Origin of the sequence: Roseinatronobacter sp. NSM (genome assembly GCF_052379845.1) — a bacterium.
In the GTDB taxonomy this organism is placed as follows: Bacteria; Pseudomonadota; Alphaproteobacteria; order Rhodobacterales; family Rhodobacteraceae; genus Roseinatronobacter.
In genome coordinates this window covers 1-21,791 of sequence record NZ_JBQTCF010000009.1, presented here as the reverse complement: position 1 = coordinate 21,791, position 21,791 = coordinate 1, and the positions used below count along the sequence as shown (strand labels likewise).

Sequence of the window (21,791 nt, the reverse complement as noted above, 5' to 3'; positions counted from 1 at the left end):
CCCGACAGGCAAGGGGCGTAAATGGGACTGGTGCTATTTCTTATGGCCACGCTTTGGGCAGTGGGATGGGTGATGAAAGCGCCTGTGCGCGCAAGGCTGTGGATGATCGGCTTGCTTTACGTTGCGGTGGTGATCGCGCAGCTTGTGCTGCCCCCGACGGCCGCCTTGCGCGCTGCCACGGGGGGCAGCGTGCAACCGTGGCTGGTGCTGGGCGGTCTGGGGGCGCTGGCGCTGGTCTATGGCGCGGGTCTTGGGCGGTTGCGCCGCCGCGCCACAGACACCACGCCCGCCACCGCGCCGTCAAACACCCCGTTCCGAGAGGCGGAGCTGAACCGCTATGCCCGTCACATTGTGTTGCGCGAAATCGGCGGCACCGGCCAGAAGAAGCTGAAGGACGCGCGCGTGCTGGTCATCGGTGCGGGGGGGCTGGGGTCGCCTGCGCTGCTGTATCTGGCCGCGTCCGGCATTGGCACAATCGGCGTGATTGACGATGACACCGTGGACGGGTCCAACCTGCAGCGTCAAGTCATCCACCGCGATGACATGATCGACACCCCGAAGGTGTTTTCGGCACAGGCCGCCATGCAAGCGCTGAACCCGTTTATCACAGTGCGCCCCTATAAGCGGCGGCTGGATGACACGATCGCGCAAGACCTGTTTGCCGAATATGACCTGATCCTTGATGGAACCGACAATTTCAACACCCGCTATCTGGCCAACCGCGCCGCTGTGGTGACGGGCACGCCGCTGATTTCGGCAGCCATCACCCAATGGGAGGGGCAGATCAGCCTGTATCACCCTGCATCCGGGGGGCCGTGTTACGAATGCGTTTTCCCCAACCGGCCCGCAGCGGGACTTGCGCCCGCCTGTGCGGAAGCGGGCGTTGTCTCGCCCTTGCCCGGCATTTTGGGCACCATGATGGCGCTGGAAGCTGTCAAACACCTGACCGGCGCGGGGCAAACCCTGCAAGGGCGGTTGCTGATCTATGACGGATTATATGCCGATACCCGCCTGATGCGCATTGCCGCCCGCAAGGACTGCGCCTGTTGCGGCGGGGGCGCTACAGCTGAACCCGGACACGCATAAACCCTTTTTTGTCGACCCCCATAATTTCAGGTTCAAAGGCGCTGATGGCGTCCATATGGTTGAAGGCGGCAGGTCCGGTGCGCAGGATGGCGGATTTTCCAGTGCGAAACTGCAAACGAAACGGGCCTTGGGGGTCAATGTCCAGATGGGCCTTGGTGCGGACATATTCGCGCAGAATGTCGCGTGTGATGGCGGGGTCCTCAAACACCACATTCTCGGGCGCGGCACCCGCAAACCCCCCCGCGCCATGGGCGCGGAAACTGTTGGTGCACAAAATGAATTCTGCGTCGGGCACAATGGGCTGGCCGTTCCAGCGCAGGTTGCGCACCCGTGTGTTACGCAGGTCAATGGGGGTGCCGTCCCCTTCGAACCGTGCAGGGCGGGTCAGGTCAATGTCATATTCCAGCCCATAGATGATTTCGAAGTTATAGGCAGGATGGGCGGGGTTCAGCAGCATCTCATCCTCCAGCCCGTCATGCAGTTGGTTGAAGCAAGATGCGCTACGTTCCAGCCAACAGCCAATCTGCGCGCCTGTCAGCTTCAGCGCGGCAATCCTGTTGGGATAAGTGTAAAGGTCTGCAAGTGACCGCACCGTTAACGGCCCTGCCGCAACATTGGTGTAATTGCGCGGCCCGCCAAGCCCCCCCGCCTTGGACGGGGAAACCGAGGACAGCACCGGCAAACCGGCAAACGGGCCATCTGCAAGCCGTCTGGCGACAAAGGCGCGCTGCGCATCCGCCACCAGCGCCGTGGACGCACTTTGGCCCAGAAACACGAAAAAACTGTTGATGGGGGCCGTGGTGCGCCCAATGGGCTGGCGAATATTCTCCAGCACCATGTCATGTGCGCGCGCGACGATCTTTCGCACTTTGGGGCTGCGCATGGGTTGGGTGCGCGGTCCGCGATCGGGGCGCATAAACATCATGGAGGCATCGCGCAAGGCGCGGTTTTCAACGCGTGATCCGATGACCCGCCAGCGCCCCCCCTCACGGACCATGCGCAGGTCGATCACCCCCAGATGTGACCCGAAAAAACCTGCCATAACAGTGGGTTTTCCGCTTATTGTGCCTTTTTCAATATCGACACCGGGAATGTCGGCAAAAATACGGGACGGGAAAACCTGATGGCTGTGCCCGGTCAGCAGCAGGTCCACCCCGTCAATACGCGCCAGCGGAATGGCGGCGTTTTCCATCCCGTCGGTATGGCGCAACGGGCCAATGCCCGTATGGGCCAGCATCACCACCAGATCGGCGCCCGCCTCGCGCATTTCGGGCACCCATGCCGCCGCCGAGGTCACCATGTCGCGCATCTGGATACGGTTGTGCAAATTCAGCCGTTCCCAGATGGTAATCTGCGGCGGCGCCACACCAATGACCCCCACGCAAATATCATGCGCCAGCCCGGCACGGTCGACCAGCTTGCGGCGTATCAGCTTGTAGGGCTTGACCAGACACAGGTCATTGCGCGGCCCAGCCCCAAGGGTTTTGGCAATATTGGCGGACACAACCGGAAATTCCGCCTGCGCCAGGGATTTCATCAGAAAATCCAACCCATAGTTGAATTCATGGTTGCCAAGCGTAATCGCATCATAGCGCATGGCATTCATCGCGGCCATGACGGGGTGCAGATCCCCGTCCTTCAACCCGCGATCATAGGCGAAAAAATCACCCACCGGGGTTCCTTGCAGAAAATCGCCATTGTCAAACAGCAGGCAATTGGGCACTTCTGTCCGCGCTTGGTCAACCAGTTCCGACAAACGCACCAAACCCAGATCAGGGTTGGGACAATCCGCATAATAATCATAGGGATGCAGATGAACATGCAGATCAGTTGTTTCCATGATCCGCAAATCGACCGTGCTGCTCACTTCGGTGATTGGCGCGAATTGCCACCGTTCCTGCCCCATGACACCCTGCTTTTCGTTACGTCCCATTCCGGCTCTGACTATCGTGGCATTTAGGAAAGAATACGGACAGTTTTGTGCTCATAATATGACATCGATCAACTTCACTTAACGCGCGTCAAATTGAACTCACAACTATAGGTTGTTTCACGGGATGTAAACCGCTTGTTCCACCTTCGCAAAGCTGCGACAGGCAAACAAACACAGGAGAAAACGATGACCACTGCCCTTATGGCGTTTCGCGGACATTGGGACAGCCGCGCCGCCGAATTGCGCGGCGCCCCCGACATGCTGGCGCAGTTCCTGTCCACAGGTCACGCGCGCATCCTGCCTGTGTGGCGCGGCAAGCCCCAGTTGCGCAGTGCAGGTCCGGCCACGGAACTGGGATGGGTCAGCGCAGAGGCGGATGTTCTGAAACACGCCCCGACCCCCTATCTGTTTCTTGGCCTGCATCACGATGTGCCGCTGTTTGCCGCCGATATTTCCACTTGGGAACCCGACGCCCTTGACCGCAGCGCGATGGCCATGTTTCTGGACACCACCATCCAGCATTACCCCGGCACCGAAACAGGGCTGTTCTTCGGGGAATTGCGCCAAAGCATGGCCCATCTGACAGCCCCGGACGCCGCCTTGGCGGCAACTGCGCGCGCCACGTTCAACTGGCACCGCAGCCACGGGTTTTGCGCGTCTTGCGGGCAGGCCAGTCAGGTCGCACAGGCCGGGTGGGAACGCCATTGCCCCGCCTGCGGCGCCAAGCATTTTCCCCGCACCGACCCTGTGGTGATCATGCTGGTGACACATGGAAATGATCTGCTTCTTGGTCGCTCTCCGGGATGGCCAGAAGGCATGTATTCCGCCCTTGCGGGGTTTGTGGAACCCGGAGAGACGCTGGAAAACGCGGTCCGGCGCGAAGTCCATGAAGAAACCGGCATCCAGACCACCGATATTCGCTATGTCGCCTCCCAACCCTGGCCGTTCCCCGCCTCGCTGATGCTGGGATCCGTGGCGCGCGCCACCACACGCGCCATCACCCTTGATGATGAACTGGAGGACGCGCGCTGGGTCACGCGCGAACAGGTCCTGCGCGCCTGGTCGGGCGAGGATACGACCCTTATTCCCGCCAGAAAGGGCGCGATTGCCCATCATCTGATCGCACAATGGCTGGCAGGCAAACTGGGCGCTGCCTATATATAGCCCTGTCCCGAAGTGATACGGTTGCACAAGTTGATGCGCGCAACCGGTTTTAGGGGTGTTGAAGGACAAAAAAACCATGCAATATTTCACCCACAACCCCAATGGCACAGCTGCTACTGCCTGCGATGAACGCCAAGTGCGTCTTGCATTTCCCGCCCCCAGCTTTCAGGATACAACAGATGAGTAGTGAAAGCCCGCCTACGTCTGGACCCGCGCGCATGCCTTGGAACCTTCCGAATATTCTGACTGTTCTACGCCTGCTGGCCGCGCCGGGCGTGGCAGTCATGTTCTTGTATTTTCATCGCCCCTGGGCTGACTGGTTTGCATTGGCCTTGTTTTCGCTTGCCGCAATAACTGATTTCTTTGACGGCTATCTTGCGCGCGCATGGCAACAAGAAAGCCGCATTGGCGCCATGCTGGACCCGATTGCCGACAAGGCCATGGTGGTTATAGCACTGCTGGTCATCACCGGGTATTCGGGCATGGATGCGTGGCTGATCCTGCCTGCAACCGCGATCCTGTTTCGGGAAGTGTTCGTTTCCGGCCTGCGCGAATTTCTGGGCAGTTCTGCAGGGCTGTTGAAGGTCACGCGCCTTGCGAAATGGAAAACCACCGCACAAATGACCGCAATCGCCATTCTGTTTCTGGCCATGGGGCTGGAATTTGTGCGCGAAAGTGCCCTTGCGCGCCAGAACAGCGCCCTGATCGCCACCTTGTCCGATATCGGCACAGATGGGCTGAATGTCGTCGATCTGGCCAATTTCAGCGGCAATCTGGTCTGGCAATTGGGGCTGGCGCTAATCTGGGTTGCGGCGGTTCTGACACTGATCACGGGCTGGGACTATCTGCGCAAGGCGCTTCCATTTCTGAAGGACGACACAGCATGACACTTGAAATTCTGTATTTCGCATGGCTGCGCGAACGTATTGGCCACCCCAGAGAGACCGTTGAAACACAGGCCGAAACCGTCGCAGCACTCATCGATGAATTGCGCGCCCGCGAAGACCGCTATGCGCTGGCCTTCTCCGACATTGACGCCGTGCGCGTGGCCGTGGATCAGGATCTGTGCGACATGGACACCCCCCTTGCCGGCGCCCGCGAAGTGGCCTTCTTTCCGCCCATGACAGGGGGCTAAGGCAATGCAAATTCGCGTGCAGCAAGATGATTTCGATTTTGGCGATGAATGCCGCCACTTCGCCACTGGCCGACAGGATACCGGCGCCGTCGTGACATTTTGCGGGATCGTGCGCGCCCCGGACACAGGCATCCTGCACAGGATGGAAATTGAACATTACCCAGGCATGACCGAACGCGCGATTGCCAGGATCGCACAAACCGCCCAGGACCGCTGGAACCTCACAGAGGGCCTTGTCATCCATCGCTACGGGGCGCTGCGCCCGGGCGAACGTATCATGATGGTCGCCACCGCCTCGCGCCACCGGGCAGACGCCTTTGCCGCAGCCGATTTCCTGATGGATTACCTGAAATCGCGCGCCCCGTTCTGGAAAAAGGAAATCACTGATCAGGGCGCAGATTGGGTTGCGGCGAAAGACGCAGACGAAGCTGCCCTAAGCAGATGGTGATTTCATCTTGCCCATAAATACTCTGGGGTGAATTGGGCCACAGGCCCAAGAGGGGCAACGCCCCTCAAACTTTTATCCCTTGGCGCGTGTCGCGCAAAAGTGGGAACCAGTTTTGCGCAACATGACATGCGACACCATAAGATTAGAGTGGGTCGCGTGAATGCGAATAAACGCGGGCACGCGCTAGCGCGTATCGCGCCAATGCTAGCGACACACACTCCCCCCACCCAAACGCATGCAAAAAGGGCGGCCCAAAGCCGCCCTTTTTCAATAAATTCGAGTGTTTCAGCCTTGTGTCGCGCTGGTCACGTCAACCGACACGCCCTGCCCCATGGTGGAGCTCAGCGACACTTTGCGCAGATACGCGCCTTTGGCACCTGTTGGTTTTGCCTTGGCAACAGCATCTACAAAGGCCCGGATATTCTCGGCCAGCTTCGCGTCATCAAAGGACACTTTTCCAACACCCGCATGGATGATCCCGGCTTTCTCCGCTTTGAACTGGACCTGACCACCCTTCGCGCTTTCCACCGCCTGCGCCACATCCATGGTAACCGTGCCCACTTTGGGGTTCGGCATCAGGTTGCGCGGACCAAGGATCTTACCCAGACGGCCCACGATGGGCATCATGTCAGGGGTTGCGATGCAACGGTCGAATTCGATCTTGCCGGACTGGATGGTTTCCATCAGGTCCTCTGCGCCGACAATATCTGCACCGGCGGCTTTGGCTTCATCGGCTTTGGGGCCGCGTGCGAACACGGCCACGCGAACGGTTTTGCCGGTGCCGTTGGGCAGGGTCACAACGCCGCGCACCATCTGGTCGGCATGGCGCGGGTCAACACCCAGGTTCATCGCCACTTCGATGGTTTCATCGAATTTCGCTGTTGCATTCGCCTTGATCAGTGCGACTGCATCTTCAACGGTCAGGTTCTCTTTTCCGACAAAGGCTTCACGGGCGGCCTTAACGCGTTTTGCTAGTTTAGCCATGACTTACCCTTTCACCTCGATACCGATCGACTTCGCGGAACCGGCGATGATTTCCATTGCGCCTTCAATGCTGTTGGCGTTCAGGTCTTTCATCTTCGCTTCTGCGATTTCACGAATCTGTTTGGTGGTCACACTGCCCGCGACAACGCGGCCCGGTGCTTCTGACCCTTTGGCGCGGTTGCGCTTGCCCACGGGCTTCAGGCCCGCTGCCTTCTTCAGATACCATGACGCAGGTGGCGTCTTCAGTTCCAGCGTGAAGGATTTGTCCTGATAATAGGTAATCAGTGTGGGAATCGGCGCGCCGGGTTCAAGTTCCGCTGTGCGGGCGTTGAATTCCTTGGTGAACATCATGATGTTCAGGCCGCGCTGGCCCAATGCAGGGCCTACGGGCGGTGACGGGTTCGCTTTGCCCGCCGGAATTTGCAGCTTCAGCTGCCCTATAACCTTCTTGGCCATCTGGCCTCTCCTTTTATCACCTCGCCCTGTGCACGCCTGCGCGGGGCTTCTTGCGGTTTAGTGGTCCGGCCGGATCAGGCGCGCCTGACGACCTTCCACGCGTGTATTCACATCAGATTTCCTTGGAAACCTGCGTGAATTCCAGATCGACCGGGGTTGCCCGGCCAAAAATTGATACCATCACCTTCAGACGATTCGCGCCTTCGTCGACCTCTTCCACCAGACCGGCGAATCCCTCAAACGGGCCATCGGTCACTTTGACCTGTTCGCCAATTTCATAATGGATCAGTGTGCGCGGTGCCGCTTCGCCTTCTTCAACGCGGTTCAGAATGGCATTCACTTCTTCGTCGCGCATGGGCATCGGCTTGCCCTGTGCGCCAAGAAAACCAGTCACGCGGTTGATTGAGTTGATTAGGTGGTAGCCTTTGGGCGTCATTTCCATGCGCACCAACACATAGCCGGGCATGAAGCGGCGTTCAGAGGTCACTTTCTTGCCGCGGCGCACTTCGATGACTTCTTCGGTCGGAACCAGAACTTCTTCGATCATGTCCTCCAGACCGCCTTCTTGCACTGCAACGCGGATCGCCTCGGCGACTTTCTTTTCGAAATTCGACAGAACGCTTACCGAATACCAGCGCTTGGCCATGGATGTTCTTCCTGTTTCTGGCGGCCTTTCGGCCGGTGTCGGACCGTGCCAGCGTGGCAGCCCCGTCATAGAGTCAAACAAAACAGCGCACCAGTGCGGTGCGCTTTTTCTTGTGGTCGCTGTTACAGCGCAATGCGCGCCATTTCAAGCCCCGCCCGCACCAAAGGCGGCCGGATTGGCGTATTAATTGAACATGCCCAGAAGGCCCGACAAACCAGTTCGAATTGTCAGGTCCACCAAAAAGAAAAACACGGCTGTCAAGGCGGCCATGATCAGCACCATCACGGTGGTCACGGTCACTTCGCGCCGTGTGGGCCAGGTCACCTTGGCGGTTTCCGCCCGCACCTGCTGCATGAACTGAAAAGGGTTCGTCTTGGCCATGAATGCACACCTGTTCTTGTCTAGGGGCTGACATACGCAGCACAAGCGCCAGTTTCAAGCATGATTCGCCCTTGTGTCCGGTTTGCGTTCGGCACCGGGCGTCAGAAAGGTGACGCGCGCCATGGTGCGAAGGGTCTGCAAATCATGCGCGTAGCTTTGCTGGCCTGCGGCCATCACGGCGGGTGCAAAAGCTTGCGGGCCGGGCCATTGCGCGGATTTCGGATAAAGCTGTTCGGCTTGGGTCACCACGTCCTTGGGGTTCAGCGTGGGGTCGGTCTGCAGGCGCGCGCGGGCATGTTCAATGGCGCGCGCGGAGCTGCCAACCTGATGGGGTGTGGGCGACACGCGCAACCCCGCCGCTGCATGCGCGCCCAGCAGGTGATCCAACAGGTGCGGCAGGACCTGCGAATATTCCTCGAATTGCCACACCACCAGCCGCCCCACCCCCGCACAGGCAAGAAGCCGCACCACCAAGTCCGACCAGCGCAGCGCGGCAGGGTCGAACCCCGCAACATAAGCGTCAAAATCACACAGATTTCCGCCCTTGATTTGCTGGACATAGGCGGAATTGATAAATGATAATGGGCTGCGCACCGCCATGTATAGCGTGGCATTCCGCCCCCCCACAAGCCGCAGGAACCGCGCAATCTGCCCGTCAGCGTCAGGATAAAGCCTGTCAGCGCGGGCAATGATATCCGCGCGCGTGGTGCCCAGAATATTTTCCTCGGACACCACCAGCTTCTGGCCGCGCGCCGCCGCATTGCGCAACTCTGACACCAAAGGGGCAATCACACGCGCATTGGCCGGGCGGTCCACACAAAGCGGCGGCAGCCGCAAGTCATGGCGCAGTCGGTTCGGCCCGAAATAGGCGCATCCCTTTGCTGACAGCCGCGCAGCATTGCGCAGCAACAGCCGCTGCAAATGCGTGCTGGCGGTTTTATGCGCACCGATATGGATGTTGATGTCCAACTTGTCAGTGCGCATGGACCACGCACCACTGACAAGCCTTGGCCGGAATGGCAGGGGCAGAGGGACTCGAACCCACGACCCTCGGTTTTGGAGACCGATGCTCTACCAACTGAGCTATACCCCTGTCCTTTGGGTTCATTAGGTTTTCTTGAAACCCCCGTCAAGCGGTTATCAGCGAAGTTATCAGGTTTTTGTTCTGTGCATGTTCTGTTCACCTGCGTTTCTCCCTTGCCTGTCGAGCGCGCATTATCTGACGCGCCTCGCCTGCGTATTTGCGGATCATGTCGATCGAGAAGTGTCCGGAATAGGCGGCTATCTCTTCATCAGTGCAGCCCTTCCAAGCAAGCTCCTGCACTCCTCGGTATCTCAGCGCATGCAGATCAAAAGCGCTCAGCCCTAGCCTGCGGCGCTCCTTACGCATAACCTGACTAAGGCCGCTGTATGTGAGCCTCTGCCCCTTTTGCGTTGTTAAAATTGGCCTGCTCGGGTGTGGGGCGGCACCAAGGCGGGCCTTTGCGTCGTCAAGTGCTTCCTTCAGGGCTTCGGTGCATGGAAGGACAAGTTTCGTACCAGTCTTTCCCTGAGCCAATCGCAAATTGTCTCCGTCATAATCGCCCCAAGTGAACCCAACCCAATCGCCGGGCCTTTGGACGCTGCCCACGCCTATCTCGAAAATAAGCCTTGCCCTGGGTGAAGCCTCGGTACGGAATTTTTCTACAGCAACATCAGGCCATGGAATATGAGGTTGTTGTTTTTCTATAGGGGTTGGGATTTTTGGAACACCCTTTGCTGGGTTCTGCTTGATCCAGCCAATATCGATCGCATGTTCGCATAGTACAGACATAACCCGTGGAATATCATTTGCGAACTTGTGACGGTGCAAGTTCGCGTCACGCGCGGCGATAACATCACGACGCTGCAACCTGGTCATATCCTTCGATCCGTTCTTGGTCTCCAAATAGACTAGCACGTGCTCATATGTCACGCGTGTGGCGTGCTTAAGCTTTGTCCACCTATACGACTGTCGATAGGACTTGATCAGCTCTGACCATGATGTTTTGGCGGCAAAGCGCTTCCCTGAGAGTATTTCCCAATACTGACGATCAAAGTCTTCGGTGTTTTCCGGTGCTGTGATTTGACCTAAGTAGCGCCCGCCTTTGCGCACATAAATCAATCCGGGTTTAGGCTCGTGCAACCAGCGCTTGCCTGTCCTTTCAACCACCCCTTGCTTCACCATGTATAATCCCCGCCCTCAATGGCCTCGCCCCTCGCAATTCGCGCCAATTCATCAACGTCCCATCTCTCAAACTGTCCAAGGCTCCGGGCGGGGGGAAGATGTCCCGAGTCCACCAGCGCGCGAAAATCACTCGGCTTAATTGAAAGCAGTGACGCGGCTGTCTTCTCATCAGCCAATATCGGGCGCAGGCGGGTTGTCATCTCTCAAAACCCTTTCGAGCTGTGAAATCGGATTGTGTTTGCCCTGGGGCGATTTGCGGCGCGCAGCCGGGTTTCCAGATCGGCGATAGCTGCGGCCATTTCGGCATCGGAACCGTAGCGCACACGTTCGCCATTCATCTGTAGTTCCCGCGTGCCCTTGGCGCGTGCCCTAATCAGGGCATCGCGCATTTGTTCAAGCTCTGTGCTAGTCAGGGCCATTCAATCAGCTCTCGGGTTCTGCGGGCGGCTCATTTGGGCCAATGCGCTGCCAACTGCGCCAGTCCATCCAGCCACATCCAAAATCAAGGCGAATTTTCATCTGCACACCATCCACCTCGAAGCCCTGCTTTGTCTCGATCTGGGGCCCCGGTGCGCCTTCAAGATAGGCGTATTCAAGGCCGTCGATCAGCGCAGGATCTGCAACGACAAACCAGAGGTTTCCGGGCAAGCGTGGATCAACGACAAGGGTCAGGTTATCGAAGGGGTTATGATCGCCCGTCTTCGTCGCCGCGATTTCAGCAAGCGCCTGCTCCGCCATTGTTTCCAGCTCTGCTGGAACAAGCACAAAGCGTGGGGTTGCATTGATAAGCTCTCCGGCAAGCCCCTTGCGGTGCCGCATGGCCGTGCGAGCTGTAGACAAGCTTGTCAGCCCCGGCGCTGTCAGTGGATCAATATTGCCACGGTCAGAATGAAAAACCGCAATCTCATCACTCATTGCAGGGTTGTCGAGAAGCTTCTTGACCAGAGCGTCAGCCTCAAAGCGGCGCGCGGCATTGCCGAGTCGCGCAGGCACTTGCATAAATGCCCCCAGATCATCGTTCACCAACGCTTGTCGGGATATGGCAAATATGCGGCCAAAGGTTTCGACGCTGTAGCTTTCGCCCGACTCTTCAATAGTGCCGTGAGAAAATTCACCGCCTTCTTTTACCTTCTCCAAGTCAGGCCCATCGCCAAACATCAGGCCACGTTTTGCGCGAAAATCGCGTGCCGTAGTCTGGCGTGCAACCTGCATCACACCAGAGGGCGCAGCCTGATACGATCGGCGCAGCTCACGGCCGACGGCATCACCAAGGATCAGCGAAAAGTCGGAAGTCGTGTGCAATGCGCGGGTAATGACAGTATCAGCGGACATGCCCGTCATCGCGACCCCGGATCGGCGCAGACAATCACGCGCAAGGTCAATGGTTGTCATGGCAGCATAAGCGCGGGCAGGTTCAGAAATCTGGTGCTCGGGGTGTGAACGCGCATAAAGGGCTTCCCCTGCCCGTGTGGCAATTTGGGCGGGGTCAGTGTGGTCTGTGACAATCACTGCGCGCGCTGTACGCGTGGTGGTTTCAGCGCTGCGGCGCTGCATTTCGTCAAAGGCCGCCTGACGGGCCTGATCAGGGGTAACCTCGGCATCAATCTGTTGATCTGCCCAAGCGCGCGTCAATCCGGCTGTCTGTGCGATTGTGCGGATCTGTGCATTGACCTGGGCTCGGGTGATTACTTCACCTGGAGGCGGGTTTTGCGCCTCGGGCGCGGTCTGGATTTCTTCTGGCATGTTTTGGTTTCCTGCTCGAAAGTGTGCGCCCGGATCAGCCGGGACAGGGACAATGGAAACCTCAATCGGTTTCCATCGGGTGGCAGTGCGAACAAGGCGATTGCCTGAACGCGACTCTTTCCATTCAGCTACGGTGTAGCCAATGGATAGCCCGCGCAGCGTGCCATCTGCTATGTCAGACAGAACAGAGAGCGCGGCGGGGTTACTGCGAAACTTCGCGCGGATCCAAAGGCCCTCAGCGCGCAGCTCTGCGGCCTCAATCACTCCAAGCTGATCGCGCGTCGATCTCGTTTGGTGTGCGTCCAAGAGAGGCGCACCGACAAGGCCACTTAGATCGGCGCCGGTCAGGTCCAGCCGCTCAACGAATCCCGGGCGGGGCGTGTCTGCGCCCGTGCTGACGATCGCTTCAACGGTTCGGGCCTCAAGGTCCACTGTGTTCGGGCTTGGGGTCAGGCTACGAATATGGAGAGTCATGCGGCATTCCTCTGGGTTTGCTGGGCCCGGTCGCGGGCAATCTCTTCATCCAGTTCGTCAATGTCGCGGCCACGGCCTGCCACAACCTCTTCACGCGATTTCAAACCGGCCTCGATCGCGGAAACCGCGGCATCGACTTCATTTCTAGGGTCAACCCATTGCCAACCCGGGGCTATAAACCTGACAGTGCGGAAATCATCCAGCGCCGCGCCTTGGGCGGTTATCGTGCCTGAAAGCGTTTGAATCTCGATCCAGCGCCGCCAGAACGGGCGTAGGAATTGTAGCTCTATCAGGTGCTTTTGCAGCATTTCAGCGCGGCGGCGGAATTCCAGAAGGCCAACCCGCGCACTTGAATAATTGGTTTGGGTCAGATCACCGGTCATACCCTCAAAGGTCAGCCCTACGCCTGCCGCAATTTCCCTGTCTTGCGCACGGAGAAACTCAACAGCTTGGGCCAAGCCCTGCCCTGGAGTGCTGAAGGTGACCTCTGACTCCCCCGGCAAAATGCGCATTGCACCTGGTTCAAGTGCGACGTTCAATTGCGCACCGGTTTCTTGCCCTTCGAAACCAGCAAAGTTTCCACTTGGATCTTTTACGAAGCCGGTAATCAGGGATGCGGTTTTGAGCTGCATCAACAGTGCATCCGACGCTTCGTCACGGTCGCGCAGCTTCAGCAAGATCGGAGAAAGCCAAGAAAGCCCGCGCACCTGTCCCGGAAACATTGGATTGAAGATGTGTATCACGTCGCGGGCGGGAACCCGGACTGCCTGTCCATAGACGGCAAACGGGGTCCCGGGTGCCTCTGGTAAGATATGATATGCGGAAATCTGGTCTTCTCGATCAAATTCTATCCCGGCAATGACGCGCGCGCCGTTCCCCAGGTCGGTGTGAACTGTGGGGTCGACTTGTTCAGCGGGAATGGCCTTTAGTCTGATCCCAGCTTCCTCGGTAATCTGGACTCTCAGGAACGCTTCGCCATCCCGGACCAAGGCGCGCGCGGCAATCGGCAAAACAGGGTTTACAAGGGCCTCGAATTCATCATTCAAGTCGCGGGCGGTGGGTTTGTCAGGGTGCTGCGACCTGGTCTGCCACCCGCTTCCAACAAGAGCGGAAACCCAAGCTTCAACAATCCGCTGGCCATAGGGGTTGTTCACATACTGTGCCGCTGCGCGCACTTGTGCAGGGCCTCTGGCCGCAAGGGTTTGGGTTTGAGGCGCATGAAGCGTTGAGGCACCTTCCCAACGCCTTCCGGGGCCTCCTGCTTCGATCCCTGATCGCTTCATCAGCTCTTTAAGGGCACGCTGCGCGGCGCGCGCAACCTGGCGGGTCAGCTTCATGTCCGGACCCCTGAAACATGGTAGTGAATCAAGGGTTCACCAATCATTTGGGCCAGATTTTCGGCAAATAGCTTCAGGTCAAAAATCTGACCTGATATCCAGTCTTGACCTATACGCCCTTCCATTTCGGCAAGTGTTGCGAAGTGATAGCAGGTCGCGGGTGCTTCATCCGAATTGACAAGCAATCTGCTTGGTAAAACCCAGTGGTTCGGGAAAAACAGATAACGGGTCGGAATATCGGCTTCTGACAAGCCTGCGGCGTAGCGCATTGCAGCGCGTTTCTGATCTTCGTTAAGCTCAAGCCCTTCGAATGCCACTGCCTGTGGACAAAGCTCAATCTGGGATTTTGCCACGCCAGCACTCATTTTCGCTATCCAGTTTGCAGCGCCCAATTCTTTACCGGCCTCGGTTTGAATGCTGGTCAGGGCAATCACACAAAGGTCCAAAATCGAATACCGGGCGCGGCGTCCCGGCTCGGCCGGTGGAAGGTAACCGTGCCGACGCCAGTCGCGTTGTTTCATCTGAGACACGCCCGCATACTTGGCGATTTCCATTGCCCCAAAATCTTTCTCTGTTGACTTGAATTCGATGTGCATGAGTCTTCCCCTTTGGTGGATTGAAACACCAAATGGGAAAGAAAGTCAATGTTGGGTGTTTTCCCCCACGATTTTGGCCTGACCGGAAGAAAAGACCCAACAGGAGTCAGGCGGTTTCACCTCCCCACCAAGTGCTAAGATGAGGTTTTGTAAGGCCATTTCATGGGGCGGATTCAGACAGTCCACACCCCTTGCATCCTCATAAATTGCACAGATTACCGCAAGAACTCCCGAAAGGGTCGTCGGGCTTGTTCCTGTCATCAGGTCAAACAACCGCCAACGCTCCTGGTAGACAGCTTCTGTAGCTTCGTCATCTTCACCTAAAACGTCACAAAGATCAGCCCAAGCAAGGCGAGAATCCCGCCATTGCATCAACCAAAGAACATGCGGATCCGGTTCCGGTCCTATGTCCATCGGAACGGCTTGAAAGGAAGGGCGCGCAAACTGTTCAAGTGCGGCCTCATGCATTGCGCGGGCGCTGTCGTAGCAGGGCTTATGATCTAGAGGCAATTCTGTAGCGTTCCCGCTGGCGGGTTTTCTAGGCATAGTGTTTTCCTTTCCGGATTTCAGGCGGCTTGATTGTCGCTCTGCGTTGCGGTCATAGCGGAACGCAGAGCGCGGATTACCTCGGAATTCTGGCTTGAGCCGTTCCGTTCGGACTCGGATTTCAGCCAGTCTTTCAGGTCTCGCGGCAAACGAAGCTGCATAGGTTTTCTATCTTTCATGAATCGCCCCACTAAGTCACCGTGACACTATAAGTCACCGTGACGCTATTGAGGTCAAGAGAAAAATAGTGTCACGGTGACAGAAAGTTATGAAGGGGGTGCGCAATGGCGGGTTCGGCAGGTCGCGACAGCGCCAAATTTATGCTGAGGTTACCAGATGGAATGCGAGAGCAGATCAAAGCCGCTGCACTTGCGAACAACAGATCAATGAATTCCGAAATTCTAGCTAGGCTTGGTGATAGCTTGTATGCGCCGGATAGAAACGCGCCATGGGACGCGCATGACAATCTGCTCAGAGCCGCTCGGCTGATTGAAAACCTAATAAGGGAAAATCAGGAACTGAAAGAGCAAGCCTCAAGAACTGAGGCAATCTCCGAATACTATGAAGATCCCGAGCCAGAACCGTATTGAATTATGCGCCGCGCCCGATGGAGTCATTGGGCCGCGCATTCTCGGGGTTTTCCCACTCACCGAGTTACGGGGTTGCTTTACTGGCAATACGTGGCGCAACCTGCCAAGCTCTTAGCGTTTCATCCATGACGATTTCAGGACCGGTCCGGTGCGCCGCATTGGGGCATCAGGGCGGGAAAGTTCTGTGCGGCGGACCTCCCAGTCTGGCCTGACAATCTGACGCGCAGCAATTGCATAGACAAGGCAGTCAAGGGCTTCGGCGCGGCGTCCCGGAATGCGCTCGAAGTTCCGGACAGGTTGCCCCCTGCGATAGCGCAAAACGGCCTTTTCGCTTGCAACCTGTTCATACCAGACACGTGGTAGCTCACCTGACATCCGAATAGAAGAACCACGGGAAAGGCGCGCAAAAATCTGGGTTTTTGCCGTATCGACACCCACAATCCAAAGGCGCGCACCAGTTTTGGTTTTGGAACCGGCACGTTCAATCAAGGGGCGATTCCCTGACGCGCCTTTGATTGCCAGTACACGGCGGTTTGTTCTAGGCGTAGCGAAGGCCGTAACTTTGTTCATTGTGGTCCCGTCGCCCGCGTCGATCGCGACCGCATCGATAGCCAGCTTGCCACCCAGCGGATGCGCAAAGCGCTCGCGCAGTGCGGTGTCCAGATCGGACCAGGTTGTGTCTTCATCCCATTGCCCCCAGATCACTCTGTGACCAAGAACAAAGGCAATCCCGTCTTCAGACCACCCCACATAGGTCAACTCAAGGCGGTCATGTTGCACGTCAACGCCTACGGTGATTACAAGAACTTCGTCGGGCAGTGTATCAAGGCTCCAACCCTCCCCACGCGCCGCAAGGCTGGCGTCATCCAGCTCCTCTCCTTCGCCGCGCCAACCTTGCCCCAGAATGGTGTTTACGAATGTTTGCAAGGTGGTCGGATCATCTTTCGCGGTGATAAATTCAGCGGCAAGGCGTGCCCAGGATGCATTGGTATGAAGCGAAACCAGGGCATTTAGGGCAAAGCCCGCGTGGCCCTTCACGTGCGGGCGAGTGGCGCGCCAGTGACCTTGCGCAACCATCTGGGGCTTGTGGCCCTCGACTATTTCCGAACGGCATTCAGGGCATTGCCACCGCGCGGTTTCCGGCTGTCCTTCATCCCAAATGATTTGATCCCAAAGTATCTCGGAAAATGTTCCACATTCAGGGCAAGGAACTTCAAATATTCGGCCGTCACTTTGTGCATAGGCGCGAATCACATGGCTGGTGTCTTCGTGAACCGGCGTTGATCCCAGGACGATCTTACGATCAGGAAATGACAATGTGCGTCGCTCTGCCAGCAAGATCGGTGAACCTTCTGAAGTGTTCTCCATGCCGTCAGCTTCATCGATGAACAATACACGGACATTGTGCCGGCGCAGGTTGCGCGGGGACTTCGCTGCGACCACCTTCAGCGAGCCACCCGGAAAGCGGCGGGACATAAGCGTATTTCGGTCATTGTCTTCGCGGTCATCTGCCAGCGCCTTCGCGACAGCCGGCGAAGCGGCAAATATCGGTTCGACATCACTTACCATGTAGTCACGGCAATCCGCCTCAGTCGGCAAGAGGCACAGTATGGGCGCAGGTTCATTCGCCACAAAGCTTGCAACTGCACTGGTCAGAAGTGTTGTGAAACCGACGCGAACCGGTTTGACCAAAGTCACACGTTCAAGTGCGGGGTCGCCAATCGCGTCCGCAATCTCTCGCTGAAACTGCCATAGTTGCACCCTTCCGGGCTGCGCACTCACCCCTTCGGGCAGCGTTACGTTGGACTCTATCCACTCGGACAGGCGCAGGCGTGGCGGCGGTATCAGTCCGCGCAGGGCATTGCGGGCAACATCTTCAATCAGCATGACCCAACTCCATAAGGGCGGTGCGTAGGGCCTTGTCCATGTCATCGATGACAGTCCGGTCAATTTCCGGTCGATCGGCGCGCAACCTGGACGGCACGGCCATAATGCGCGCGCGGACCTGGCGCAGGACGTCCCCCCAAGTGCGTTCAACCTCTGAAGCGTCAACCAACTCACCGCGAAGCTTTGCGTTCTTGATTGCCTGAGAGTCCGCTTGTTCCTTCGCTAGCCGTGCGCGTTCGGCTGTCAGGGTGTTCACATGGTCTTCACCGCCTCGGCCGCTGGCAGTTTCGCGAAGGTGGGAAACGTAGGCGCGAATGGTTTCGGCCAGATCATACGAATCACGTCCATGGTGCTTTGCAATGCCGCGTTCCTTCAGCTTGGAGAGGGCAGCAGGGGAAATGCCAAGCAGCTCGCAAAGGTCAGCGCCGCCAATCCGGAAGCGGCTGGCCTTAGTGTCGCCAAGCGGCAGTTCCTCAAGTATTCTCATTTCATCCCCTTGTAATTATTTGCAAAGCCTGAATTGTCGGGGCGCGAATTACCCCCAACCGGCACCGGTCAAGAAGTACCTTTGAAGACCGATAAGGTCACGCCCGGCCTGTTGCTCGACTGGTTGCCAGAGTGATTTCATTCGCGAAGAAATCCATCTCGGTTGCGGCGCGGCGCAGCTCTTCAGCTGTGACCTTTGCACCAAGTGTAATGGCCATCAGGGCTATGATCTGCGCATGTGCGCCAGCAAGCGCTACTTCAGGCTTGATCTCTCTGGCATCGCAAACACGCTTAAGATAGTTGTCGATCAACACTGCCACATCATCCGCCTGCGCCGCCATCTGATCCTTGTTCATCCTGTAGCTCCTACTCTGCCCCAGCTGCCAACATGGCCAGCTCATGGGCTATTGCACTTTTCTCTTCATGGAACCTGTGTGGGTCACGATGGCCTGGGCATAAGCGCCTGACCCTGATTGAAAGATCGGTCAGAATGTCACGCGGCGGTTGCTGATCGCACTGCCTTTGGTCCATTGCTGTCCTATTCACCAGCATAGCGCACCTTATCGATCTGGTTTGCCGGTGAAGGGATATCACGTTTGGCTTTGGCGTTTGCTTGATTGACCAACCACCAAGCGAAGGACAAAGCCTGTTCAGTGCGCTGTCTGTCGTTTGCTGAAGGTGGATATCTCCAAGGCATATCCCAGCCCGTTCCTGCATTGTCAGAAATCCTTAGGCCAATTGCTGCCAGGCTAGGAAGTTCATGGGTGGTTAACCATTTGTTCCAGTCTGCCTCTTGTGCCGTTCCGTGGTGGACAACTTGTGAGAATACCACCGGCCTTCCAGCCTGAATGCGCATATCTCTATCCCTTCCCTCTCTGTGGATTGTTGGTGGTGATTGTTCGAAAACAGATTGTTCTGAAGATTGTTCTATATAGAAAGGCTCATTCCTGAACCTTTGAAGGCTCGCATTTGAGCCTTTAGAAGGGTCGGGTTTGAACCTTTGAAGGCTCGCAACTGAGCCACTTTTTGCTTCTGTTTCGTGAAGCTGATCATCAGAAATCGGATCGGCCTTTCGACGTCTCTGCTCGCCTTTTGGTGCGCGGAATGGGGTTATATTCACCGGCGAAATCAGGGTGTATCTGGTGTGTTTCCGGTTTCCTCTGCCATCGTATCTGTAAAGCCAACCCGCTTTGATCAGGTCAGTTACAGCGCGTTTGACACTGGCAAGCGAAACCCCAAGATAGTCAGCAAGGGTCGTGGACTTTGGATTTATCTGCCCTGTTTCATCACAGCAGAATTGCACTGCGAGGGCGCTGGCGGTTGCTTTGGCCGTCATATTCAAAGCTTCGTCACGAAGCACCGCCTTAAGCCATTCGAAGCGGTTGATACGCTCATGCATGCCCCACCCCCGGACTTGCAAGGTGTGCCAGTTTCGGGCATTCTGTATGCCTGACTTCGGTCATATCCAAAGCTATCGACCCGGATGCGCCTGCACGCGCTCCGGGTTTTTTCATGTTTGAGGTGTAAATTGGTAGGTTATCAGGTTCACATTGCGTTCCCGCAATGTCCTGATAAAGATAGCAAACTACTGCTTTGATTTTATGGAGTTTATTTCGGGCTTTGGAGACCGATGCTCTACCAACTGAGCTATACCCCTATTCCGTTGCGCAGGGTTATGACAGCGCCCGCCCAAGATCAAGAGGGAATTGCACCACCCCCGCAAACTGATGATGGTGCACCCCCGCCAAAGGCCAGCCCCCTACCCTTCATCCACCAGAAACCCGCCCGATTGCCGCGCCCAAAGCCGCGCATACAGCCCGCCCTGGTCCAGCAATTGCGCATGGGTGCCCTGTTCGACAATCCGCCCCTGATCCATGATCACAAGCCGGTCCATCGCGGCAATCGTGGACAGGCGGTGCGCAATCGCAATCACGGTCTTGCCTTGCATCAGCTGGTGAAGCTGGCCCTGAATCGCGGCCTCGACTTCGGAATCCAGCGCCGAGGTGGCCTCATCCAGAATCAGGATGGGCGCATCTTTCAGCGCGACACGCGCAATCGCTATGCGCTGGCGCTGCCCGCCCGACAGCTTGACGCCGCGTTCGCCCACATGCGCATCCAGACCACGGCGGCCCTTGGCATCTACAAGACCGGCAATAAACCCGTCCGCTTCGGCCATGCGCGCGGCCTGCCAGATTTCGGCGTCGCTGGCCTCTGGCCGGCCATAGGCGATATTGTCGCGCACAGAACGGTGCAGCAGCGCCGTATCTTGCGTGACCATGCCGATGGCCGCACGCAAACTGTCCTGCGTGACCTGCGAAATATCCTGCCCGTCAATCAAAATGCGCCCCGACCCCACATCATAAAACCGCAGCAACAGATTGACCAAGGTAGATTTTCCTGCACCCGACCGCCCCACCAAGCCGATCTTCTCGCCCGGGGCAATCGTCAGGTCCATCGCGTCAATGACCGCAGGCTTGCGCCCTGCGGGCATGTCCCCTTCATAGCGGAATGTCAGCCGGTCAAACCGGATTTCGGCCTTGCGCACCACCAACGGCGTGGCGCCCGGCACATCCTGCACCGACCGGGCTGCGGCAAATGTGGCAATCCCGTCACGCACTGTGCCGATGTTCTCAAACAGCGCGGCAAATTCCCACATGATCCAATGCGACATGTTCCCCAACCGCAAGGCCAACGGAATGGCCACGGCCAGCGCCCCAAGTTCCACCTGCCCTTGCAGCCACAACCAGATGCCAAGTCCCGTCACCGCACCCGTCAGCAGCGCGTTCAGCAAATTGACCGACACATCCTGCACCGCCACCAGCCGCATCTGGCGATAGACCGTCTGCAAGAACCCGTCCAGCCCGTTGCGCGCATAGGTTTCTTCGCGCGCGCTGTGACTGAACAGCTTGACCGTGGCAATATTGGTGTAGCTGTCGACAATGCGCCCTGTCATGTCGGCGCGCGCATCCGCCTGCTGTTGCGCCACACGCCCCAGACGCGGCACAATTACCGACAATAGCGCCCCATAAGCCGCCGCCCATATCAGGAATGGCAACGCCAGCCACAGGTCCTGTGTGGCCGCAAGCCATAGCGACCCCAGAAAATAGGCCAGAATATAGACCGCAACATCCATCAGCTTCATGGTAACTTCGCGCACGGCCAATGCCGTTTGCATCAGCCTTGTGGACACGCGGCCTGCGAATTCATCCTGAAAATACCCCATCGACTGACCCAACAACCAACGATGGCCCAACCAGCGAATACGCTGGGGAAAATTGCCCATGATGACCTGATACATGACCAACGCGCCAATCACCGAAATGACGGGCAAAACCGCCAATTGCAGCCCGGCCATGCCCATAAGGCGGGCGCCTTCCTCAGCCAGAAAACGCTCGGGGCCAAGTTCGGTCATCCGGTTGACAAGCGTGCCCAGATAGCCCAGCAAAATAATCTCGATCGCTGCGAAAGTGATCGACAGGCCCGACATGAACAAAAGCCATGGCAACACGCCGCGCGCGTAATGCAGCACAAACCCCGGCAGGGTTTCAGGCGGGCGCTGCGGCGCATCGTCAGGATAGGCGTTTATGCGCGCTTCAAAATAGCCAAATAGTCGTTTCATCAGCAGCTCCGAACATGGAAAAGGGGCATGCAGTGACCCGCATGCCCCTATGAAATTCGAAGCGGATCAGCGTG

Annotated in this window: 24 protein-coding genes and 1 tRNA gene; 6 read left to right on the top strand and 19 right to left on the bottom strand. The window is 57.5% G+C overall.

Going from position 1 to position 21,791, the window contains the following annotated elements; translation table 11 throughout:
• Window positions 1-21: 21 nt before the first annotated feature.
• Window positions 22-1,086 (top strand): HesA/MoeB/ThiF family protein, encoded by a 1,065-nt coding sequence (locus tag ACTZWY_RS06645; protein ID WP_444789913.1) that lies wholly within the window; start codon window positions 22-24, stop codon window positions 1,084-1,086.
• Here the strand turns inward: ACTZWY_RS06645 and ACTZWY_RS06640 are convergent.
• Entirely contained in the window at window positions 1,061-3,019 is a 1,959-nt protein-coding gene (locus ACTZWY_RS06640) for a bifunctional 2',3'-cyclic-nucleotide 2'-phosphodiesterase/3'-nucleotidase (protein WP_444789912.1), read from the bottom strand. The genes ACTZWY_RS06645 and ACTZWY_RS06640 overlap by 26 nt on opposite strands.
• Window positions 3,020-3,205: 186 nt before the next feature.
• On the opposite strand from ACTZWY_RS06640, the gene nudC reads away from it, so the two are divergent.
• The 4 genes from nudC to ACTZWY_RS06620 all read left to right on the top strand — a co-directional run bounded on the left by nudC (window position 3,206) and on the right by ACTZWY_RS06620 (window position 5,766).
• The gene (nudC, locus tag ACTZWY_RS06635; protein WP_444789911.1) at window positions 3,206-4,183 is read left to right on the top strand and encodes an NAD(+) diphosphatase; all 978 of its coding nucleotides are present in this window, start codon (window positions 3,206-3,208) and stop codon (window positions 4,181-4,183) included.
• 218 nt (window positions 4,184-4,401) lie between these two features.
• Window positions 4,402-5,070 (top strand): CDP-diacylglycerol--glycerol-3-phosphate 3-phosphatidyltransferase, encoded by a 669-nt coding sequence (gene pgsA / locus ACTZWY_RS06630; RefSeq protein WP_444789910.1) that lies wholly within the window; start codon window positions 4,402-4,404, stop codon window positions 5,068-5,070.
• Window positions 5,067-5,318, top strand: coding sequence for a molybdopterin converting factor subunit 1 (gene moaD / locus ACTZWY_RS06625; RefSeq protein ID WP_444789909.1), 252 nt, complete (start codon window positions 5,067-5,069; stop codon window positions 5,316-5,318). Before pgsA ends, moaD begins: the two co-directional genes overlap by 4 nt.
• A gap of 4 nt (window positions 5,319-5,322) precedes the next feature.
• Window positions 5,323-5,766, top strand: a complete 444-nt coding sequence (locus tag ACTZWY_RS06620; protein ID WP_444789908.1) for a molybdenum cofactor biosynthesis protein MoaE — start codon at window positions 5,323-5,325, stop codon at window positions 5,764-5,766.
• A 285-nt stretch (window positions 5,767-6,051) separates the two neighbouring features.
• Here the strand turns inward: ACTZWY_RS06620 and rplA are convergent, their stop codons facing one another.
• The 13 genes from rplA to ACTZWY_RS06555 all read right to left on the bottom strand — a co-directional run bounded on the left by rplA (window position 6,052) and on the right by ACTZWY_RS06555 (window position 15,296).
• Window positions 6,052-6,750, bottom strand: a complete 699-nt coding sequence (gene rplA, locus ACTZWY_RS06615; protein ID WP_444789907.1) for a 50S ribosomal protein L1 — start codon at window positions 6,748-6,750, stop codon at window positions 6,052-6,054.
• Between the two features lie 3 nt (window positions 6,751-6,753).
• Window positions 6,754-7,206, bottom strand: a complete 453-nt coding sequence (gene rplK / locus ACTZWY_RS06610; protein WP_444789906.1) for a 50S ribosomal protein L11 — start codon at window positions 7,204-7,206, stop codon at window positions 6,754-6,756.
• A gap of 112 nt (window positions 7,207-7,318) precedes the next feature.
• The gene (gene nusG / locus ACTZWY_RS06605) at window positions 7,319-7,852 is read right to left on the bottom strand and encodes a transcription termination/antitermination protein NusG (protein ID WP_444789905.1); all 534 of its coding nucleotides are present in this window, start codon (window positions 7,850-7,852) and stop codon (window positions 7,319-7,321) included.
• 183 nt (window positions 7,853-8,035) lie between these two features.
• Window positions 8,036-8,233, bottom strand: coding sequence for a preprotein translocase subunit SecE (gene secE / locus ACTZWY_RS06600; protein ID WP_274351221.1), 198 nt, complete (start codon window positions 8,231-8,233; stop codon window positions 8,036-8,038).
• A gap of 54 nt (window positions 8,234-8,287) precedes the next feature.
• Window positions 8,288-9,217, bottom strand: coding sequence for a hypothetical protein (locus ACTZWY_RS06595; RefSeq protein WP_444789904.1), 930 nt, complete (start codon window positions 9,215-9,217; stop codon window positions 8,288-8,290).
• A gap of 33 nt (window positions 9,218-9,250) precedes the next feature.
• Window positions 9,251-9,326 (bottom strand) — tRNA-Trp (locus ACTZWY_RS06590).
• Window positions 9,327-9,413: 87 nt separating this feature from the next.
• Entirely contained in the window at window positions 9,414-10,439 is a 1,026-nt protein-coding gene (locus ACTZWY_RS06585) for a site-specific integrase (protein ID WP_444789903.1), read from the bottom strand.
• 203 nt (window positions 10,440-10,642) lie between these two features.
• Window positions 10,643-10,858: a phage head-tail joining protein gene (locus ACTZWY_RS06580; protein WP_444789902.1), complete on the bottom strand. Its 216-nt coding sequence runs from the start codon at window positions 10,856-10,858 to the stop codon at window positions 10,643-10,645.
• Window positions 10,859-10,862: 4 nt separating this feature from the next.
• Window positions 10,863-12,656: a prohead protease/major capsid protein fusion protein gene (locus tag ACTZWY_RS06575; protein ID WP_444789901.1), complete on the bottom strand. Its 1,794-nt coding sequence runs from the start codon at window positions 12,654-12,656 to the stop codon at window positions 10,863-10,865.
• Window positions 12,653-13,993 carry a phage portal protein gene (locus ACTZWY_RS06570; protein ID WP_444789900.1) on the bottom strand — a complete coding sequence of 447 codons (1,341 nt, stop codon included), beginning with the start codon at window positions 13,991-13,993 and terminating at the stop codon, window positions 12,653-12,655. Before ACTZWY_RS06570 ends, ACTZWY_RS06575 begins: the two co-directional genes overlap by 4 nt.
• Entirely contained in the window at window positions 13,990-14,589 is a 600-nt protein-coding gene (locus ACTZWY_RS06565) for a hypothetical protein (RefSeq protein ID WP_444789899.1), read from the bottom strand. Before ACTZWY_RS06565 ends, ACTZWY_RS06570 begins: the two co-directional genes overlap by 4 nt.
• 45 nt (window positions 14,590-14,634) lie before the next feature.
• On the bottom strand, window positions 14,635-15,135 hold the full coding sequence (locus ACTZWY_RS06560) for a hypothetical protein (RefSeq protein ID WP_444789898.1): 501 nt from the start codon (window positions 15,133-15,135) through the stop codon (window positions 14,635-14,637).
• Between the two features lie 20 nt (window positions 15,136-15,155).
• Window positions 15,156-15,296 carry an Arc family DNA-binding protein gene (locus tag ACTZWY_RS06555; protein ID WP_444789999.1) on the bottom strand — a complete coding sequence of 47 codons (141 nt, stop codon included), beginning with the start codon at window positions 15,294-15,296 and terminating at the stop codon, window positions 15,156-15,158.
• 123 nt (window positions 15,297-15,419) lie between these two features.
• Here ACTZWY_RS06555 and ACTZWY_RS06550 point away from each other — a divergent pair, with 123 nt between their 5' ends.
• On the top strand, window positions 15,420-15,725 hold the full coding sequence (locus ACTZWY_RS06550) for an Arc family DNA-binding protein (protein ID WP_444789897.1): 306 nt from the start codon (window positions 15,420-15,422) through the stop codon (window positions 15,723-15,725).
• Window positions 15,726-15,836: 111 nt separating this feature from the next.
• Here ACTZWY_RS06550 and ACTZWY_RS06545 read toward each other — a convergent pair whose 3' ends face one another.
• From ACTZWY_RS06545 to ACTZWY_RS06525, 5 genes are all read right to left on the bottom strand, one after another.
• Complete coding sequence (locus ACTZWY_RS06545) at window positions 15,837-17,612, bottom strand: phage terminase large subunit family protein (RefSeq protein ID WP_444789896.1); 1,776 nt, start codon at window positions 17,610-17,612, stop codon at window positions 15,837-15,839.
• On the bottom strand, window positions 17,602-18,099 hold the full coding sequence (locus ACTZWY_RS06540; RefSeq protein WP_444789895.1) for a DNA packaging protein: 498 nt from the start codon (window positions 18,097-18,099) through the stop codon (window positions 17,602-17,604). The genes ACTZWY_RS06545 and ACTZWY_RS06540 overlap by 11 nt, the downstream gene beginning before the upstream one ends.
• A gap of 97 nt (window positions 18,100-18,196) precedes the next feature.
• A complete protein-coding gene (locus ACTZWY_RS06535; RefSeq protein WP_444789894.1) occupies window positions 18,197-18,454 on the bottom strand; it encodes a hypothetical protein in 258 nt (85 codons plus the stop codon).
• 182 nt (window positions 18,455-18,636) lie between these two features.
• Window positions 18,637-19,497: a MarR family transcriptional regulator gene (locus ACTZWY_RS06530; protein WP_444789893.1), complete on the bottom strand. Its 861-nt coding sequence runs from the start codon at window positions 19,495-19,497 to the stop codon at window positions 18,637-18,639.
• Window positions 19,498-19,857: 360 nt separating this feature from the next.
• The gene (locus tag ACTZWY_RS06525; protein ID WP_444789892.1) at window positions 19,858-21,717 is read right to left on the bottom strand and encodes an ABC transporter ATP-binding protein; all 1,860 of its coding nucleotides are present in this window, start codon (window positions 21,715-21,717) and stop codon (window positions 19,858-19,860) included.
• Window positions 21,718-21,791 lie beyond the last annotated feature (74 nt).

Excerpts from the sequence above, each read along its gene's own strand:
- ACTZWY_RS06645 (WP_444789913.1), top strand. The coding sequence starts at position 22 with ATGGGACTGGTGCTATTTCTTATGGCCACGCTTTGGGCAGTGGGATGG.
- ACTZWY_RS06640 (WP_444789912.1), bottom strand. The coding sequence starts at position 3,019 with ATGGGACGTAACGAAAAGCAGGGTGTCATGGGGCAGGAACGGTGGCAA.
- nudC (WP_444789911.1), top strand. The coding sequence starts at position 3,206 with ATGACCACTGCCCTTATGGCGTTTCGCGGACATTGGGACAGCCGCGCC.
- pgsA (WP_444789910.1), top strand. The coding sequence starts at position 4,402 with ATGCCTTGGAACCTTCCGAATATTCTGACTGTTCTACGCCTGCTGGCC.
- moaD (WP_444789909.1), top strand. The coding sequence starts at position 5,067 with ATGACACTTGAAATTCTGTATTTCGCATGGCTGCGCGAACGTATTGGC.
- ACTZWY_RS06620 (WP_444789908.1), top strand. The coding sequence starts at position 5,323 with ATGCAAATTCGCGTGCAGCAAGATGATTTCGATTTTGGCGATGAATGC.
- rplA (WP_444789907.1), bottom strand. The coding sequence starts at position 6,750 with ATGGCTAAACTAGCAAAACGCGTTAAGGCCGCCCGTGAAGCCTTTGTC.
- rplK (WP_444789906.1), bottom strand. The coding sequence starts at position 7,206 with ATGGCCAAGAAGGTTATAGGGCAGCTGAAGCTGCAAATTCCGGCGGGC.
- nusG (WP_444789905.1), bottom strand. The coding sequence starts at position 7,852 with ATGGCCAAGCGCTGGTATTCGGTAAGCGTTCTGTCGAATTTCGAAAAG.
- secE (WP_274351221.1), bottom strand. The coding sequence starts at position 8,233 with ATGGCCAAGACGAACCCTTTTCAGTTCATGCAGCAGGTGCGGGCGGAA.
- ACTZWY_RS06595 (WP_444789904.1), bottom strand. The coding sequence starts at position 9,217 with ATGCGCACTGACAAGTTGGACATCAACATCCATATCGGTGCGCATAAA.
- ACTZWY_RS06585 (WP_444789903.1), bottom strand. The coding sequence starts at position 10,439 with ATGGTGAAGCAAGGGGTGGTTGAAAGGACAGGCAAGCGCTGGTTGCAC.
- ACTZWY_RS06580 (WP_444789902.1), bottom strand. The coding sequence starts at position 10,858 with ATGGCCCTGACTAGCACAGAGCTTGAACAAATGCGCGATGCCCTGATT.
- ACTZWY_RS06575 (WP_444789901.1), bottom strand. The coding sequence starts at position 12,656 with ATGACTCTCCATATTCGTAGCCTGACCCCAAGCCCGAACACAGTGGAC.
- ACTZWY_RS06570 (WP_444789900.1), bottom strand. The coding sequence starts at position 13,993 with ATGAAGCTGACCCGCCAGGTTGCGCGCGCCGCGCAGCGTGCCCTTAAA.
- ACTZWY_RS06565 (WP_444789899.1), bottom strand. The coding sequence starts at position 14,589 with ATGCACATCGAATTCAAGTCAACAGAGAAAGATTTTGGGGCAATGGAA.
- ACTZWY_RS06560 (WP_444789898.1), bottom strand. The coding sequence starts at position 15,135 with ATGCCTAGAAAACCCGCCAGCGGGAACGCTACAGAATTGCCTCTAGAT.
- ACTZWY_RS06555 (WP_444789999.1), bottom strand. The coding sequence starts at position 15,296 with ATGCAGCTTCGTTTGCCGCGAGACCTGAAAGACTGGCTGAAATCCGAG.
- ACTZWY_RS06550 (WP_444789897.1), top strand. The coding sequence starts at position 15,420 with ATGGCGGGTTCGGCAGGTCGCGACAGCGCCAAATTTATGCTGAGGTTA.
- ACTZWY_RS06545 (WP_444789896.1), bottom strand. The coding sequence starts at position 17,612 with ATGCTGATTGAAGATGTTGCCCGCAATGCCCTGCGCGGACTGATACCG.
- ACTZWY_RS06540 (WP_444789895.1), bottom strand. The coding sequence starts at position 18,099 with ATGAGAATACTTGAGGAACTGCCGCTTGGCGACACTAAGGCCAGCCGC.
- ACTZWY_RS06535 (WP_444789894.1), bottom strand. The coding sequence starts at position 18,454 with ATGAACAAGGATCAGATGGCGGCGCAGGCGGATGATGTGGCAGTGTTG.
- ACTZWY_RS06530 (WP_444789893.1), bottom strand. The coding sequence starts at position 19,497 with ATGCATGAGCGTATCAACCGCTTCGAATGGCTTAAGGCGGTGCTTCGT.
- ACTZWY_RS06525 (WP_444789892.1), bottom strand. The coding sequence starts at position 21,717 with ATGAAACGACTATTTGGCTATTTTGAAGCGCGCATAAACGCCTATCCT.